The sequence below is a fragment of the Microbacterium candidum genome, from assembly GCF_030315975.1.
In the GTDB taxonomy this organism is placed as follows: Bacteria; Actinomycetota; Actinomycetes; order Actinomycetales; family Microbacteriaceae; genus Microbacterium; species Microbacterium candidum.
The window spans coordinates 193228-210035 of the sequence record NZ_JASXSZ010000003.1; the positions used below are offsets into that span (position 1 = coordinate 193228).

Annotated in this window: 16 protein-coding genes and 4 tRNA genes; 11 read left to right on the top strand and 9 right to left on the bottom strand. The window is 69.3% G+C overall.

Annotated elements, in window-relative coordinates; all coding sequences use genetic code 11:
* Nucleotides 1-444 (bottom strand): SufE family protein, encoded by a 444-nt coding sequence (locus tag QSV35_RS10315; protein WP_286288659.1) that lies wholly within the window; start codon nucleotides 442-444, stop codon nucleotides 1-3.
* A gap of 38 nt (nucleotides 445-482) precedes the next feature.
* Entirely contained in the window at nucleotides 483-1385 is a 903-nt protein-coding gene (locus QSV35_RS10320; protein WP_286288660.1) for a sulfurtransferase, read from the bottom strand.
* A 117-nt stretch (nucleotides 1386-1502) separates the two neighbouring features.
* Here QSV35_RS10320 and zapE point away from each other — a divergent pair, with 117 nt between their 5' ends.
* From zapE to QSV35_RS10340, 4 genes are all read left to right on the top strand, one after another.
* Nucleotides 1503-2528: a cell division protein ZapE gene (zapE, locus tag QSV35_RS10325; protein ID WP_286288661.1), complete on the top strand. Its 1026-nt coding sequence runs from the start codon at nucleotides 1503-1505 to the stop codon at nucleotides 2526-2528.
* Nucleotides 2529-2685: 157 nt separating this feature from the next.
* A complete protein-coding gene (locus QSV35_RS10330) occupies nucleotides 2686-3954 on the top strand; it encodes an ammonium transporter (protein WP_286288662.1) in 1269 nt (422 codons plus the stop codon).
* Between the two features lie 89 nt (nucleotides 3955-4043).
* Nucleotides 4044-4571: a type II toxin-antitoxin system PemK/MazF family toxin gene (locus QSV35_RS10335; protein WP_286288663.1), complete on the top strand. Its 528-nt coding sequence runs from the start codon at nucleotides 4044-4046 to the stop codon at nucleotides 4569-4571.
* A 43-nt stretch (nucleotides 4572-4614) separates the two neighbouring features.
* Complete coding sequence (locus QSV35_RS10340; protein WP_286288664.1) at nucleotides 4615-5718, top strand: serine hydrolase domain-containing protein; 1104 nt, start codon at nucleotides 4615-4617, stop codon at nucleotides 5716-5718.
* Between the two features lie 58 nt (nucleotides 5719-5776).
* Here QSV35_RS10340 and QSV35_RS10345 read toward each other — a convergent pair whose 3' ends face one another.
* From QSV35_RS10345 to QSV35_RS10375, 7 genes are all read right to left on the bottom strand, one after another.
* Nucleotides 5777-6406 carry a response regulator gene (locus QSV35_RS10345; RefSeq protein WP_286288665.1) on the bottom strand — a complete coding sequence of 210 codons (630 nt, stop codon included), beginning with the start codon at nucleotides 6404-6406 and terminating at the stop codon, nucleotides 5777-5779.
* Nucleotides 6403-7626, bottom strand: coding sequence for a sensor histidine kinase (locus tag QSV35_RS10350; RefSeq protein WP_286288666.1), 1224 nt, complete (start codon nucleotides 7624-7626; stop codon nucleotides 6403-6405). The genes QSV35_RS10345 and QSV35_RS10350 overlap by 4 nt, the downstream gene beginning before the upstream one ends.
* Complete coding sequence (locus tag QSV35_RS10355; RefSeq protein WP_286288667.1) at nucleotides 7623-8000, bottom strand: hypothetical protein; 378 nt, start codon at nucleotides 7998-8000, stop codon at nucleotides 7623-7625. Before QSV35_RS10355 ends, QSV35_RS10350 begins: the two co-directional genes overlap by 4 nt.
* A gap of 96 nt (nucleotides 8001-8096) precedes the next feature.
* A complete protein-coding gene (locus QSV35_RS10360) occupies nucleotides 8097-9677 on the bottom strand; it encodes a hypothetical protein (protein ID WP_286288668.1) in 1581 nt (526 codons plus the stop codon).
* Entirely contained in the window at nucleotides 9659-10429 is a 771-nt protein-coding gene (locus QSV35_RS10365; protein ID WP_286288669.1) for an ABC transporter ATP-binding protein, read from the bottom strand. Before QSV35_RS10365 ends, QSV35_RS10360 begins: the two co-directional genes overlap by 19 nt.
* Nucleotides 10430-10514: 85 nt before the next feature.
* The gene (locus tag QSV35_RS10370) at nucleotides 10515-11450 is read right to left on the bottom strand and encodes a plastocyanin/azurin family copper-binding protein (RefSeq protein WP_286288670.1); all 936 of its coding nucleotides are present in this window, start codon (nucleotides 11448-11450) and stop codon (nucleotides 10515-10517) included.
* Nucleotides 11451-11759: 309 nt separating this feature from the next.
* Nucleotides 11760-11832 (bottom strand) — tRNA-Val (locus tag QSV35_RS10375).
* 153 nt (nucleotides 11833-11985) lie between these two features.
* Between QSV35_RS10375 and QSV35_RS10380 the strand changes: the two genes are divergently transcribed.
* The 7 genes from QSV35_RS10380 (at nucleotide 11986) to QSV35_RS10410 (ending at nucleotide 16707) form a co-directional block, all read left to right on the top strand.
* Nucleotides 11986-12058, top strand: a tRNA-Gly gene (locus QSV35_RS10380).
* Nucleotides 12059-12109: 51 nt separating this feature from the next.
* A tRNA-Cys gene (locus QSV35_RS10385) sits at nucleotides 12110-12183 on the top strand.
* 38 nt (nucleotides 12184-12221) lie between these two features.
* A tRNA-Val gene (locus tag QSV35_RS10390) sits at nucleotides 12222-12293 on the top strand.
* A 211-nt stretch (nucleotides 12294-12504) separates the two neighbouring features.
* Nucleotides 12505-13995, top strand: coding sequence for a S8 family peptidase (locus QSV35_RS10395; RefSeq protein WP_286288671.1), 1491 nt, complete (start codon nucleotides 12505-12507; stop codon nucleotides 13993-13995).
* Between the two features lie 241 nt (nucleotides 13996-14236).
* Nucleotides 14237-15460, top strand: coding sequence for an acyltransferase family protein (locus tag QSV35_RS10400; protein ID WP_286288672.1), 1224 nt, complete (start codon nucleotides 14237-14239; stop codon nucleotides 15458-15460).
* A gap of 30 nt (nucleotides 15461-15490) precedes the next feature.
* Nucleotides 15491-16162, top strand: coding sequence for a DNA alkylation repair protein (locus tag QSV35_RS10405; RefSeq protein ID WP_286288673.1), 672 nt, complete (start codon nucleotides 15491-15493; stop codon nucleotides 16160-16162).
* 32 nt (nucleotides 16163-16194) lie between these two features.
* Nucleotides 16195-16707 (top strand): glycine cleavage system transcriptional repressor, encoded by a 513-nt coding sequence (locus tag QSV35_RS10410; protein WP_286288674.1) that lies wholly within the window; start codon nucleotides 16195-16197, stop codon nucleotides 16705-16707.
* Nucleotides 16708-16808 lie beyond the last annotated feature (101 nt).

The window sequence follows — 16808 nt, forward strand, 5'->3', positions numbered from 1 at the left end:
TCAGGCGCCGCGGCGCTTCGCCGCGACCTGGCGCTTCGCACGCATCAGCATGCCCGTCATGCCGGAGATCCGCAGCGGCGAGACCGCACGCGTCAGGCCGATGGACTGTGGGAAGTCGCTCGGAACGGCCAGCACCTGGTCGGCGGTGAGCCCCGTGAGCCCCTGCGCGAGGATGCTCGCGAACCCGCGGGTCGTCGGCGCCTCGCGCGGCGCGGTGGCGTGCATCGCGACGACGTCGTCATCGTCGACGTCGACCACGATATACACGGGGGACTGGCACTCGACGACGCGCTCCTGCAGCTCAGGGTGCCCCTCATACTCGGCCGGGATCGCCGGGAGTTCGTTGGCGAACTCCAGGAGGAGCTGAAGACGCTCGTCCTCCGGGAGCTCGAGGAACTCGTCGCGGATGTCGGCGAGGGAGGCGGGGAGGGCGGTGGCGGTCATCGCCTCCATTCTCCCATGCGCCCCCAACGCGGGACCCGTCAGCGTGCAGGCACCTCACCGGGCTCAGCACCTGTCGCGATCGGCACCCGCACCGCGCTGCCCCACTCGGTCCACGAGCCGTCGTAGTTGCGCACATCGGCGAAGCCGAGAAGGTGCTGGAGCACGAACCACGTGTGGCTCGACCGCTCGCCGATGCGGCAGTACGCGATGACGGGGTCGCCGTCCTTCAGCTCGGCCTCGCCGCGATAGATGGCGTCGAGTTCCTCGCGTGTCTTGAAGGTGCCGTCCTCGGCGACCGCGCGCCCCCACGGGATGCTGCGTGCCGTGGGGATGTGCCCACCGCGCAGAGCGCCCTCCTCAGGGTAGGCCGGCGCCGAGGTGCGCTCGCCGGTGTACTCCTCGGGGGAGCGCACGTCGATGAGCGGTGACCCGAAGTGGGCGAGGACGTCTTCCCTGTAGGCGCGCAGCACGCTGTCGTCGCGCTCGACGATCGGGTAGTCGGTGCGATCGCGCACGGTCGGCTCTGTCGTGATCGCGCGGCCGGAGGAGATCCAGCCGTCGCGCCCGCCGTCGAGGAGGCGCACGTCCTCGTGGCCGAAGAGGGAGAAGACCCACAGCGCGTAGGCGGCCCACCAGTTGTTCTTGTCGCCGTAGATGACGACGGTGTCGTCGCGGGAGATGCCCTTGCGGCTGAGGAGCTCCGCGAAGCCCGCTCCGTCGACGTAGTCGCGTATGACGGGGTCGTTGAGCTCCGTGTGCCAGTCGACCTTCACCGCGCCCGGGATGTGACCGGTCTCATACAGGAGCACGTCTTCATCCGACTCGACGACGACGAGCCCGGGCTCGCCGAGGCGGGCCTCGAGCCATTCGGCCGTGACGAGGCGATCGGGATGCGCGTACTCGGCGAACTTGGCGGACGACGTGTCGAGGTCGACGGTCACGGGAGGCTCCTCGGGTCGGGTGCGTGTGAGGACGCGGCGTAGGGTTGATGCGTCGCTCTACGACCCTATTCCGCCTGCGCGCGCGTCGCGCCCGATCCTTAAGACAGCGTCACAGGAATGCCCACTGAAACAGGTGTCGTCCACCTCGCCGACCGCGCGCCGCAGATCGGCGGAGCCGAGATGATCGCCTCCCTCGTCCCGCCGCCGCAGTTCGCCGCGGCCACCTTCGACTCGTACCGCGGCGATCCGGAGTTCCCGTCCCAGCAGGAGGCGAAGGAGCTGCTGATGCGGTTCGCGGGCCTCGGCGCGGAGCCTGTGAAGGGCGGATTCTTCCGCCGCGCCAAGAAGGCGCCCGAGGCGAAGCCGGGCGTGTACCTCGACGGCGGATTCGGCGTCGGCAAGACGCACCTCCTCGCGTCGATCTACCACGCGATGCCGGTGCGCCGGAAGTACTTCGGCTCTTTCATCGAGTACACCGCCCTCGTCGGCGCTCTCGGCTACCAGAAGACCGTCGAGCTGTTCCGGGGCGCGGACCTCCTCTGCATCGACGAGTTCGAGCTCGACGACCCGGGCGACACGATGGTGATGACGCGGCTCCTCGGCGAGCTCGTGGGCTCCGGGACGCGGTTGGCCGCGACATCCAACACCCCGCCCAACGCCCTCGGCGAAGGCCGGTTCGCCGCGCAGGACTTCCTGCGCGAGATCCACGCGATGGCGGAGAGCTTCCAGACGATCCGCATCGACGGCACCGACTATCGGCACCGTGCTCTGGACGGACACGCGGCAGTGCTCGGCGAGCCCGCCTACGAGAAGGCGGTGGCGGATGCCGCGGCCGACGGTCTCGCTTCGGACGACGCGTTCGTCGACCTCGTCGCGCATCTCGCACGCGTGCATCCCTCGCGCTACATCCGGCTGCTCGACGGGCTCGACCTGATCGGCCTCCGCGACGTCGCCGTCCTCGATGACCAGTCGGCGGCGCTGCGCTTCGTCGCCTTCGTCGATCGCGCTTACGACGCGCAGATCCCGATTCGCGCGACCGGTACGAGCCTCGACCTGGTCTTCGGCGAGGAGATGCTCGCCGGCGGCTATCGGAAGAAGTATCTGCGCGCCATCTCGCGCCTGGTGGCCCTGACGCTCGACTGAACCGCCGAAACGTGATGTTCACACGCCGGCGGAGCCTGTAACGGGCGCGAAACACGCGGACCGGCCTCCGGAAACGTCCTCTCAGCAAACTCGCTACACCGAGTCGCTCAGCACGCGGCTCGGGATACCCGAGTTCCCTTGAGAGGCGGTTCCCCTCATGCACCTCCTGGCAGCAGCTGCGAGCTATGACGCGAAGACATCCGTGAATTCGCTCTGGCTCCTCGTCGCGGCGGCCCTCGTCCTGCTGATGACTCCCGGCGTCGCATTCTTCTACGGAGGCATGGTCAAGGCGAAGAGCGTCATCTCGATGATGATGATGAGCTTCGGCGCGATCGCGCTCGTCGGCGTCCTGTGGATGCTGTACGGCTACGGCCTGTCCTTCGGCACGCCCCTCATCCCGCACGTGCTCGGCAACCCTTTCGACGGATTCATCGGGCTCGAGAAGTTCCTCGGGATCGGCAAGGGCGGGGCGATGAGCCCCGACCTGAACTCGCTCGCGTTCGCGGGCTTCCAGGCGACCTTCGCGATCATCACCGTCGCCCTGATCTCCGGTGCCATCGCCGACCGGGTGAAGTTCGGCGCGTGGATGGTGTTCGCAGGGATCTGGGTCACGGTCGTGTACTTCCCGGTCGCGTACTGGGTGTTCAACCTGCAGAACGGATGGCTGGTGCAGGTCCTCGGCGTCAACGACTTCGCCGGCGGCACCGCGGTGCACATCAACGCGGGAGCTGCAGGCCTCGCCCTCGCCCTCGTGCTCGGCAAGCGCGTCGGCTTCCAGAAGGGCCTGCACAAGCCGCACAACGTGCCGCTGACGCTCCTCGGCGCCGCGCTCCTGTGGTTCGGCTGGTTCGGGTTCAACGCCGGGTCGGAGGGCGCCGTCGACGGCGTCGCCGCCATCGCCTGGATCAACACGCTGGCAGCCCCCGCCGCCGCGACGATCGGGTGGCTCGTCGTGGAGAAGATGAAGGACGGCAAGCCCACCTCGATCGGGGCCGCGTCCGGCGCCGTCGCGGGCCTCGTCGCCATCACCCCGGCGTGCAACATCCTCACGCCCGGATGGGCGATCGTCCTCGGGCTCATCACCGGCGCGATCTGCGCCATCGCGATCGAGATGAAGTGGAAGCTCGGGTTCGACGACTCGCTCGACGTGGTCGGAATCCACCTCGTCGGCGGTGTCATCGGCACGCTGTACATCGGCATCTTCGGCGCGGGCATCGGCCTGCTCGACACCGGTTCGTTCAAGCAGCTCGGTGTGCAGGCGGTGGGAGCGTTCAGCGTGCTGATCTACTCGTTCGTCATCGCATACGTCATCGGCTGGGTCATCCAGAAGACGATGGGCTTCCGCATCACCAACGAGGACGAGATCGCCGGCGTCGACACCGTCGTCCACGGCGAGGAGGGCTACCTGCTCGACGCGCGGATCTGATCGCCGCGAATACCGTCCAGGGGCGCCGCGCACTCGCGCGGCGCCCCGTGCGCGCGTCCGGGCGAGGGGCGCCCGGCTATCGTGAGCGGGTGGCCCGTGGCATCCTCTCGTCGATCTTCAGCTTCCTGTTCCCGTCGCGCACCCCGGCGCGGACGGCCGCGCCCGCCCCTTCGGGCGGCCTCGACACACCAGGACGCGCGGGCGCGGCGGCCACGGTCGAGATCGATCCGCCGGGCCGTCACGCCCTGCGGATCACGTATGCCCCCGTGCGCGATGCGGTCCCGGATGCGGGGGAGGTCGTCTGGACGTGGGTGCCGTATGCGGAGCGGGACGGCCGCGGAAAGGACCGTCCCGTGCTCGTCATCGGGCGGCGGGATGCGGATACCGTCTACGCCGTGAAGCTGACGAGCAAGGCCCACGACGGGCAGCGCGATTTCCTGCCGATCGGCTCGGGTCCGTGGGACGCCCAGGGTCGGCCGTCCTGGGTCGACGTCGACCAGTTCTACCTCGTCCACCGGAAGGGAATGCGCCGGGAGGCCGCGGCACTCGACCTCGACCGGTTCACGCGCATCGCGGCGGAGCTGCACCGCCGATACGGCTGGGCCGTCGGCAACTGACGCTACGCTGACCGGACCGCCGGCCACCGACGAAAGGCCTCACGTGCCCGAGACTCTGAGCGACGTCCTCATCCGCCACGTGAGGGCGGGAACGATTCCCGGCGCCGTCGGCGCATACGGAGACGACGACCCGGTCGCCATCGGGCGTGTCTCCCCGGACGGCGCCGAGATCAGTCCGAACGCCGTCTTCCGCATCCAGTCGATGACGAAGGCGGTGACAGCGGTCGCGACCTTGCGACTCGTGCAGGACGGCATCCTTGCGCTGGATGATCCCGTCGACGCCTGGCTGCCCGAGCTCAGCGCTCCACTCGCTCTGCCGCACCCCGATGCGCCGCTCGACGAGGCCCGTCCTGCCCTCCGGCCGATCACGGTGCGCCACCTGCTGACCAACACCTCCGGCTACGGGATGATGACGACCGACTCCGCGCTGCGGACGGCGATGGTCGAGGCAGGGGTGGAGGCGGGCGCGGAGCCGGTGCCGTTCGGCGCGCAGGAGTGGCTCGACAGGATGGCGGCGCTCCCGCTCGCGTTCGACCCGGGGGACGGATGGCGCTATCACCACTCCTTCGGCGTGCTCGGCATCCTGCTTGGACGCGTCGGTCACGGCACGGCGGAGGAGGTCCTCCGTGCGACCGTCTTCGATCCCGCCGGGATGGTCGACACCGGGTTCACGGTGCGGCCCGGCGAGGAGGACCGTCTCCTCGCGGCGTTCCGGCGCACGGCTGAGGGGCTGACGCAGACCGAGCCCGCGGGAGCCGGCTTCTCCGTCGCCCCCGCACCGTTCGACGTGAGTCATTCCGAACTCGTCTCGACGGTCGCCGACTACCGCGCGTTCCTGCGCGCACTGAGGGACGGCCTCCTGATCGAGCGGGAGCTCGTCGCCGAGCTGCGCCGCGATCAGGTCCCCGCCGCGGCCAAGGCGGAGGACAGCTTCTTCCCCGGGTTCTGGGCGGGGACGGGCTGGGGATACGGCGTCTCGATCGTGACGGACGGCGCCCACCGCGGGAGGTTCGGCTGGTCGGGAGGCCTGGGGACGGATTTCTTCGTCGATCCGGACGGCACGATCTGCGTCGTCATGGCGCAGGTGGAGATGGACGACCGCGTGTTCGGTCTGCTGGGCGAACTGCAGGGTGTCACGGGGAGCTGAGACCTCTGGGTTCGCAGGTCCGGCGGTCGCGCCGGACCGCGTCCCATCCCGTCGAGGATTAGAGGATGCCGCGCCGATAGGCGGCGGCGACCGCCGCGGCGCGATCGGGGACCCCGAGTTTCGCATAGACATTCAGCAGATGCGTCTTGACGGTCGACTGGCTGATGAACAGCGCCCGCCCGACGGCGGCGTTCGTGTTTCCTTCGGCCACGAGCTGCAGGACCTCCTGCTCGCGCTCGGTGAGGACTCCGGCTTCGGGATCCGGACGCACGCCGCGGACGAGCATCGCGGCGACGGACGGCGCGAGAACGGGCTCGCGCCGTGCCGTGGCGCGCACGGCGGCGACGAGCTCGTCGCGTCCGGCATCCTTCAACAGGTAGCCGGTCGCGCCGGCGCGGAGCGCGGCGACGGCGTCATCGTCGGCGTCGAAGGTGGTGAGGACGAGGATCGGGACGTCGTCCCCGCCCTCGCGAAGCGTGCGGATGGCTTCGACCCCGGTCATCCGCGGCATTCTGAGGTCGAGCACGAGGACGTCCGGATGCGCCGTGCGGGCCAGATGGACGGCATCCGCTCCGGTGCCGCCCGTGCCGACGACCTCGATGCCGTCGGCCTGCGCGAGGATGCCGACGAGGCCGTCGCGGACGACGGGGTGATCGTCCACGACGACGATGCGGAGTGCGTCGGTCATGCGGGATCCTTCCGAGGGCTGTTCGGGGACGGCGTCAGGGGAGCGCGGGCCGAGACCACCGTCCCGCCTCCGGGCTCCGACTCGATGTCGATCGTGCCGCCGACCCGGGCCATCCGATCGCGCATCGCAATGACGCCGTAGCCGCCTGCCGTACTGGGCCGGGCGGGGACGTTGACGGGGTCGTATCCGGTTCCGTCGTCTGCGATGTCCATGACCAGAGCGTCGGCGAACCACGTGAGCGTGACGGAGGCGAGGGTGGCGTCCGCGTGCCGCGCGATGTTCGCGAGAGCCTCCTGGAGGACGCGCAGAAGGGTGCTCGCGACGTCGGGACCGACACCGGCCGCGGCATCCGGCAGCGAGAGCCGCGTGGAGACCCCGGCGCGGAGACCCCATTGCTCGGTCGTGCGCCGGATCGCTGTCGTGAGGTCCGTCCCGTCCAGAGCGGCGGGCGAGAGCTCCGCGACCGCACGTCGTGCCTCGCGCAGACTCTCCCTGGCGATGGCCGCCGCCTGATCGAGATGGTGGAGGTCGTCCTGGCTCGCCGTCCCTCCGGCGCTCGTGTCGATCGCGTCGAGCTGCGTGATGACGCCGACGAGCCCCTGAGCCACGGTGTCGTGGATCTCGCGGGCGAGCCGCTGTCGTTCGTCCGCGCGTGCTTCAGCCCGCGCACGCGCGACGAGCTGCTCACGCAGCCGTTCGTTCTCCTCGAGGGCTGCGCGGCGCTCTTCGGCGAGCGTGCGCATGCTGTGATAGACCCACGTCAGGAAGCACATCGCGCCGACGTTCAGCAGCATGATCGCGACGGTGACGGCGATATGGGACGCATCCTGAATGTGCAGCCCGTTCGCCTGTGCGATCGCCGCCAGCACCGCGAACGCGGAGACGGAGATCAGGCGCCATGGCCACGCGATCACGGCGAACGAAAAGATATACCCCGCGAGCGCGAGCACGCCGTACCAGGGCGCGAGAGCGGTGAGCGCGCAGACGAAGGCGAAGAACCCGGCGACGAAGACGGCCATCGCGCCGGGGCGCGAGCGCAGGGCGCGGGGGAGTGTGAACAGCCCCAGCATCCAGATCGTCATCGCGCCGAGCAGGCCGTAGATCGCCCCTGTGCCGGATCCGCCCGTGAAGGTGAACCCGGTCACGATGGCGACGATCACGTAGGGGCCGGCCGCGACGATGATCCGACCGATCCGGTCGGCGGACCGCACGTGTGTCACCCGGACGCCTTCCTGCGGGGAAGGATGAGGGTCCCCGCGGTCAGCAGGAGCAGCCCGCACACGATCTGCTCGACGACGAACCACGGGGGCAGGAGCCCCGGGATCGAGACGACCACGGCGATGGCGACCATCATGACGGCGGTGACGATACGCCACCGCAGAAGGCCACGGGAGCTGCCGCGGACGGCTTGCGTCGCGAACACGAACATCAGTATGCCGGTCGCCGCGACGATGGACCCGCGGATCCATGCCGCGACCGCGGCTTCGTGCGGCGCGACGGTGGACAGGATTCCGAGCGCGAGGAGGCTGAGAAGGCTCAGCGCGACGTAGCACGCGACGACGGTGCGGGCGATGGTGAGGCGCTTGGTGTTCATGCATCCCAGCGTCGTCTCGGCGTGTTCTTGCGGGATCGACCGGGTGGCTCGAAGGCATCAGCCGATCGGTGGATGCTGCGGCGGCAGCGCCGCGCGTCAGATGGGGAACGCCTTGATGCGCTGGAGAAGGCCGGGGGCGGACCGGTCGAGGACCCGTCCTCCGACGATCACGCCGCCGACGATGACCGCGCCTCCGACGATGACGCCGGCGAGGAGGGCGACGGCGCCCAGGGGAGCGGATGCGGTGGCCATCGCGATGATCGCGAGGATCAGAGCCGGAGCCGCCAGCACCAGGCATGCGCCCATCACGACGAACACGAGCATCCCACTGGCGAACGTCTGCCCCGGCACCGTCTTGAACGGGCTGTCGCCCGCACGGGGCACCGGCACGACCACGAGCGCCGACGAGACCGCCGACACCCCGTAGCCGACCAGGACCAGCCCGAGGGCTCCGCCGAGCACGGCGGGCAGGCGGTCCCAGGTCTCGGAGATCGCGGCGACCGCGACGGCGATCACGATGATGGCGGGAACTCCCACGGATGCGGCGGCCAGCGCTCGCCCCCAGCGGTCGGCACGGCCGGTGACTCCGGACGACAGGACGGAGGCGAACGCCGTGCCGTCGTACGAGATGTCGGCATAGCCGCCGACCGCGAGGATGAGCGCGACCAGCACCGCGGACGCGCCGAACATCACCCCGTCGACACCGGTGGTGAACGCGAACAGTGCGGGGAACAGCGGGATGAAGATGAGCTGGCGCAGGTATCGCGGATCACGGACCCAGGCGGTGAGCGAGCGCGCCCACGTCGCGCCGACGCCGCCGGTCGGCATCACGCCGAAGAGTCCGAGCGCGCCCGACTTCACGGTCTTGGTCGCCCGCCGCGGCCGCGAGCTCGTCAAGGCCTGCAGCGCCCACGCCCACACGAACCACAGCGCGACCAGCGTCCCGATCGCGATGGCCAGCTTGCACAGCGCGGGGAGCCACGCTCCTGCTGCGACGTCGCCGGGCACGGCCCACGCGGCGCCGATCGGCGTCCACCCGAGGATCGTGCCGGCGAGCCCGAGTCGTGCCGGCAGGTCGCCCGCCGCGTCGAGCAGGCCGAGGACCCCCGTCAGGATCGGCCCCGTCATGATCAGGAGGCCGATGACGATCGTGCCGATGATCTCGCGCCCGCGGCGTCGACCGGAGAAGCCCGTGGTGAGGGTGGTGATGAGACGGCTGACGAGTACGCACGTCAGCACCGAGATCGCGATCATGGGCAGGGCCGAGGCGGCGGCCGCAGGCCAGCGGACCCACAGGACGATCGAGGAAAGAGCGGCGAGGGTCGTCGCGATCCCGGGGATGCCGGTCAGTCCCGTGCCTGTCAGGGCGACCATGAGCTGGCGCCTCGAGAACGGGAACGGCGCCAGGCGCTCGCCATCCACCGTCCCGTCGGACCCCGACACGATCACCGGGCCGAAGGCCCAGCCGAGAAGCAGGGCGGACCCTCCGACCACCGCGATCGCCCGGATGACGTCGAGACCCTGCAGGATGCTGACGGCGACGAGTCCCGCCACGACGGCGCCGAGCAGCCACAGGGCGCCCAGCATCCCGAAGATGAAGCCGACGAGTTGCCACGGGCTGCGCGCAAGGGTGTTGGCGAGGAGGCGGTACCGCAGCTTCAGGACTGTCGCAACCACTCCGGCCCCTCCGATGTGTGGCGGCCGCCGACGAGCGTCAGGAACCTGGATTGGAGGCTCTCGCCCGCCCGGACTTCTTCCACGGTCCCGGCGGCCCGCACACCGCCGGCGACGATGATCGCGACGTGGTCGCACATGCGCTGAACGAGATCCATCGAGTGGCTAGAGACGATGACGCTGCCGCCCGTCGACGTGTAGCTGCGGAGGACATCCTCGATGTTGGCGGCCGACACCGGATCGACCGACTCGAAGGGCTCGTCGAGCACCAGCAGGCGCGGCGCGTGCACCAGCGCGCACGCGAGGGCGATCTTCTTCGTCATGCCGGCCGAATAATCCGCGACCATCGTGCCCGCGGCTTCGCGCAGATCCATGAGCTCGAGCAGGTCCGCGACGCGCGGCGCGATGTCCGGGCGCGGGATGCCGAACATCATCGCCGTGTAGGTGATGAGCTGCTCACCGGTGAGGCGGTCGAACAGCCGCACTCCGTCCGCGAGGTTCCCGATGATCCGCTTCGCGTCGACGGGGTGCTGCCACACGTCGATGCCGTGGACGAAGGCGGTGCCGGCGTCCGGGCGCAGCAGTCCCGTCGCCATCGAGAGCGTCGTGGTCTTGCCTGCGCCGTTCGGACCGACGAGTCCGAAGAACGAGCCTGTCGGCACCTCCAGGTCGAGACCGGCGACGGCGACCTTGTCGCCGAAGCGCTTGACGAGCCCCGATAGGCGCAGGGCGGGGAGGGCGGGGGACTGACTCACGGTCCGACCCTAGGCGACATCCTCGCGCCCGGGCGGCGCACCCTCCGAGGAGGATGCGCCGCCCGGGAGAAGTGAGGTCAGCGCTTCACTGCACCGTCACGCTTCCGAGCATTCCCAGATCGTCATGGAACGCGCAGAAGTAGTTCCATGTTCCGGCCTGGTCGAACGGAACCGAGAAGGTCGATGGCCCGCCGACGAACGCCGGGAGCAGGACGCCGGAATCGACGAGGCTCCCGTTCTGGACGAGGTTCGTAAACGTCACCGTGTGCGGCACGACGCCGGGATTGGCCGACATGTCCCACATCACGGTTGTGCCCTTCGCGACGGTGCTCGTCGAGGGGATGAACCGCATGACCATCGCCTCGTCATCCATCGCGCCCACGTACACATGAGTGTCGCTGGCTTTCGCCGCCGTGCTCTTCCACAACGCATATCCGTCCGCGATGATCGCCGCGTTCTGCTTCGCCGCCTGCTCGTCGTACCACGTCTGCGTGTGCGGGTATGTCGCGTTCGGTGGCTGAACGTGGATCATGATCGACATCATCATGCCGTGGATCAGGCAGTAGAACATGAAGTCGCCGCGTGCGGCGAATTTCAGCACGTAGGACGTCTTCGTCGGGAAGTCCGGCGAACCCGTGGTGTTCAGGATGCCGGAGTTCGTCCAGGATGCGGTCGGATCGAACACAGGACCGCCGACCGCGGGCACGGCATCGGCGAGCAGGTTGTTGACGTCGGTCGGTGGAAGAGGCGGTGTTCCGTAGCTGACGGTGTGGATCTCGGCGCTGTTGGCAACGAACTTGATCGCGTCGCCTTGGTCGATCCAGATATCGCTCGCCCCGAAGCGCATCCCTTGAATGGCCTTCTCCGAAGACTGCTGGCCGACGAGGACGGTCCAGGTGGTGGCGTTCTTGTTGTTGGTGACGCTCGCCTGCGCGGGCACCGCGCTGAAGAGACCGACCAGCAGGGCCATCAGGGCGAGAATGACGGCGTAGGGCCGCCGGAGAAGAGGACGGGAGGACATGACTGCTCCTTACGGAGGACGCGAGCCGACGCGTTCGGCGCAGCCCGCAACGGGTTCCCTGGTCGCGTAGGTCGACGCGCCAGACGGATGCGGCCAGTGCCCGATCCCCAGCGGACTTGCTTCGGCCGCTTCGACGACGCTGAGACGGCCGTCGGACGAGAGTGCCCTTTCCCCAGAATCAGTGGGACTCGGCGACAATGGTAGCCCTCGCCACACCCCGTGACAACGCGCCCGTATCCGCTGCTCCTCGCACCCTCAGACTCCATCGGCTGAAACGCGAAAACCCCCGATCTCTCGGGGGTTTCTCGGTGGGCGATGCCGGACTCGAACCGACGACCTCTTCCGTGTGAAGGAAGCGCGCTACCAACTGCGCCAATCGCCCTCAGCCTTGCGGGGCCGAGACTCGATGTTACCGGATGCCGGGGGATGTCGCGAACCGGCGAGCGTGACACGCGCGGGGTGTCTCCGGTTTTGCGTCGAGGCGAACTTCGTCTAAAGTAATTCAAGTGCCCGGGGGAAACGCCGGGAACGAAATGCGGATGTAGCGCAGTTGGTAGCGCATCACCTTGCCAAGGTGAGGGTCGCGAGTTCGAGTCTCGTCATCCGCTCGAGTGCGAGGATCTCTTCGGAGATCACGCCGTGGGGTTTGCTCCACACGCGGTGGCGTGGCCGAGCGGCTAGGCACCGGCCTGCAAAGCCGTTTACACGGGTTCGAATCCCGTCGCCACCTCCACTCCCGGTTGTAACCGGACAAATCAACAGCCTGTACAGGCGCGATTGGCGCAGCGGTAGCGCGCTTCCCTGACACGGAAGAGGTCACTGGTTCGATCCCAGTATCGCGCACGACATCGATCTCAGAAGAGGCCCCGTTCATCGGGGCCTTTGCTGTTTCTCCACGCGGGCGCTCGTTCTCCAGGCGAGTCGCGCCCGACGCTGGCGGCGCTCATCGGCCCGCGAGGCCCACCGTGCACCGAAGCTGGAAGAAGCTTATGCGTACGCCTAGTGTGGGCTGTATGCGCTCATCGACGAGCGCATTTCCCCACGAAGGAGAGTCATGCCCCGTCGACCCCTCGTCCTGACGGCCCTGGCAGCTGCCGCACTCATCGTCGGCACCGTCGCCCCCGCCGCCCAAGCGAGTACGTCCGAACCGTCCACTCCCGTTCCGATCACCGCGCCGGACGGCAAGATCATGAGCTATGTGCTCAACGCGAAGACTGCGAACCCCGGCCAGATGCGTCTCGTCGAGCGCGCTGTGGTTGCTGCAGGCGGCGTCGTCGTCCAGTCCTGGCCCGAGATCGGCGTCGTCGTCGCGCACTCGGTGCGATCCGCGTTCCGTGCGGACGTCGTGGTCGCGGCCGGCAACGCGCTGGTGTCCGTGGGCGCGACGCGCTCGGTTCCGGTGATCGAGGGCACTCCCGCCGGGGCCCAGGCGCCGTGGGGTCCTGGCTCGTCCGGCTGGAAGGCTGACGCGAAGAAGAAGTTCAACGGCGACATCGAAGCGCCGACGACTCCTGCCGACTCGGCCGACGCTCGCGAGTCGGAGCAGTGGGACATGAAGATGATCAACGCCGACAAGGCGCACGCCATCACCGATGGCTCCCGCAATGTCCTGGTCGGCGTCCTCGACTCCGGCATCGATCCCGATCACCCTGATCTCGTGGCGAACATCGACGTCGCCGCCTCGATCAACTGCAGCGACGCGGGACGGCCGGATGCGTCCGTCGATGGGTGGTACCCCACGACGAGCGATCACGGCACCCACGTGGCCGGGACGATCGCCGCGGCACGCAACGGCATCGGCATCGTCGGGGTTGCACCCGGCGTGCGCGTGGCATCCGTCAAGGTCGTCAACGACGACGGATTCATCTACCCCGAGTACGCCGTCTGCGGCTTCGTGTGGGCGGGACTGAAGCACATGGATGTGACGAACAACAGCTACTACGTCGACCCCTTCGAGTACTGGTGCGGCGACCAGGTCGACCAGGCGGCGGCCAAGGAGGCCGTCCGGCGTGCGGTCGAGTGGTCGACGAGCCAGGGGGTCGTGCACGCTGCCGCGGCCGGCAACTCGGCGGTCGATCTCGCGAACAAGACGGTCGATACGGGCAGTCCGGATGACGGCACCGCCGTCGCGCGGACGCTGAACGAAGGCTGCGAGGACATCCCCGCGGAACTGCCGGGTGTCGTCACCGTCTCGTCCGTCATCAAGGCCGGCGCCCTGTCGTACTTCTCGAACCGCGGCCTCGGCAAGATCGACGTCGCCGCTCCCGGATCGGGGATCCTGTCGACGGTCGTGAAGGACAACGGCTACGGCAGCAAGAGTGGCACGTCGATGGCGTCTCCGCATGTCGCGGGAGTCCTGGCGCTCATGAAGTCGGTCCACCCGACCTGGTCACCGGCGCAGATGATCGACAAGCTGCGCGAACAGGCGATGAGCCACGCGTGCGAGCCCGCGCAGCTGAACTACGGCCCCGTCTGCGTCGGCACCGACACCGAGAACAGCTACTACGGCACCGGCATCGTCGACGCTCTCGCAGCTGTGCAGTGACCCCGATGGCCGGAGCTCGCGGTGTCCCCGCGCCGTGAGCTCCGGTCGTGCGGCTGTTCCGGAAGCCCCCGCCCAGCGGGGGCTTCCGTCGTCACGGGTGCTCACACGCGATGCCCAGGCTCTGCTCCAGCGCGACAGGTAACGTGCCGCGAACCGCCACGCACCATCCGGTCGCCCATGGGCGGTTCGCTCCCAGGCGATCTCGGGTCGGCCGGCCGTCACGGCTGGAGGCGAACCCGTTTTGAGCACCGCGAGCACGACGACCGACCGCACCGAGATCACCTGCGCCGATCCGTCTGAGAGGCGCCCGGCACCGCGTCTCGCCGCGCTCGACGGCCTTCGGGGGCTCGCATGCCTCGTCGTGCTGCTGCATCACACGCTGCTGACGGTCCCGGTGTTCTCCGCCGCGTCCGCCGACCCGCTCTCCTCCCGCGCAGAGGCGACGCCCTGGGAGCTCGCTCTGACGTGGTCCCCTCTGCACCTCCTCTGGGAGGGCGCCGGGGCCGTGTGGGTCTTCTTCGTGCTGAGCGGCTTCGTGCTCGTGCGGCAGGTGCGGGAACCCGCATCCTTCGACTGGCTCGCCTACTACCCGCAGCGGTTGGCTCGCCTGTACCTCCCGGTGTTCGCCGCCGTCGCCCTCGCGGTCACCCTCATCGCACTGTTCGGCGAAGCCGACCACGGTGGGGCTGCAAGCGCGTGGATGCAGCGCCGGGCCGAAGACGTGACCGTACGTGGCGTGGTCGCGGACAGCACGCTGCTCGGCGGCGCGGGGTTCACCGCGTCGCCGTTGTGGTCGTTGCAGTGGGAGGTGTGGTTCTCGCTGCTGCTGCCGTTGTTCGTCCTCGCCGTGCGGCCGCGACACGCGGTACGCCGCCCGGTGTGGATCGGGCTCACGATTCCCCTGGCGGTGCTGGCGATCGTCGGCCTCGGGGGAGTGGAGTACCTCACGGTGTTCCTGGTGGGCGCCATCCTCGCCGCCGCGAACCGGCCGATCGAACGTCTCGTCGCACGCCTGAGCCGCAGCCGCGTGTCCGCGACGTTCCTGTGGGCGGGATGCGCGCTGTGGGTCGTCGTCATGCTGCCCGCGCGGTGGACCTTGTCCGGCATCCCCGTCGTGCCGGCGTGGATGCATCAGCTTCTCTCCGTCTCGGCGGCCGCGGTCGTGGTCGTGATGGCGCTGCACTGCCGTCCGGCGGCACGACTGCTCACGGCCCGGGTGCTCCTGTGGTCCGGCGCGGTCTCGTTCAGCCTCTATCTCGTGCACGAGCCGATCGTCGTCGCCCTCGCGAGGGTGTTCGGGGAGGATCGGCTCTGGATCGCCCTTCCGATCGGCATCGTCGTCGCCCTGACAGCGGCCGCCGTGTTCCAGCGGGCTGTGGAGCAGCCCGCGACGACACTGTCGCGCTGGATCGGCCGCACGATCAAGGGCCGCCGCATCCTGACCGCTCCCGCTGCGGTCGACTGACGTCGGAACCGCCCGGTACCGTGTCCAGGCATGGGAGGCCTCGACGTCGCCGCCGACATCCGCACCGCGCTGCGGGCCGCCGCCGTTCCGGAGCGCGCCGCCGGGCAGCAGGCGTACATGAAGTCGCACATGCCCTTCCTCGGCGTGACCGTGCCGGACGCCCGACGCATCGCACGCTCGCGCGCGACGGCGCATGGCATCCGTGATGCCGCGTCGGCCCTGCCGGTCGCACGCGTGCTGTGGGACGACGCTACCCACCGCGAGGAGCGGTATGCGGCGATGGCGCTCCTCGCGCTGCGCGGCGTTGAAGGCGACCCCGGGATCGTGCCCACGCTGGAGCACATGGTGCGTACCGGGCGATGGTGGGACTTCACCGACGAGCTCGCCCACCGGTTTCCGCCGCTCCTCGAGTCTGATCCGGCGCGCACAGGTGCTCTGCTGCGCACGTGGAGCACCGACGCCGACCTCTGGATCCGCCGCGTCGCGATCATCGCCCAACTAGGGCGGAAGGATGCCGTGGACCGCGTCCTGCTCGAGGACGTCATGGCGCCGAACCTCGACGACGCCGACTTCTTCATCCGCAAGGCCATCGGGTGGGCGCTGCGCGAACTCGCCCGCGTCGATCCGGACTGGGTCCGTGCGTACGTCGCGTCCCACGAGCTGAGCCCGGTGAGCCGCCGAGAGGCGCTGAAACACCTCTGACGGCGGGGCGAGGGCGCCTCTATGCTGGCCGCATGGCCCACCTCGTGCTCACCGTGGTCGGTGACGACCGCGCCGGAATCGTCCAGTCGCTGGCCGACGCGGTGTCCGCACACGGCGGCAACTGGGAGACGAGCGAGCTCGCTGAGTTGGCGGGGGCGTTCGCCGGCATCGTCTTGGTGTCGGTCGCCGATGCACGCGTGCCGGAGCTCACGCAGGCGCTCGAAGCGCTCGACGGGATGCTGCGGGTTACTCTGCATCCGGGAACCGCCGTGCGTCGCGCCGATGCGCGCGCGATCACGTTCACGGTGCTCGGGAACGACCGGCCCGGCATCGTGAAGGATGTGACGACGGCGCTCACCCGCCACGGCCTCACGATCGACCTCTTCTCCAGCCGCACGAGCGAGGCCCCGATGGCGGGCGGCACGCTGTTCGAGGCATCCGTCGCCGCACGCGTGCCCGACGGCGTCGACGAACTGACGGTCGTCGGTGACCTCGAGCGGCTCGCCACCGAGATCCAGGTCGACATCGCGTTCGCCGACGCGTGAGTCCCGCCCGGTAGACTCGCGGGCATGGAGACTCGCCGGTTCGTCGACGCGACCGTCGTCGCGGGCGCCGGCACGCGAACGCGGCAGGCCTGAGCGGGCGG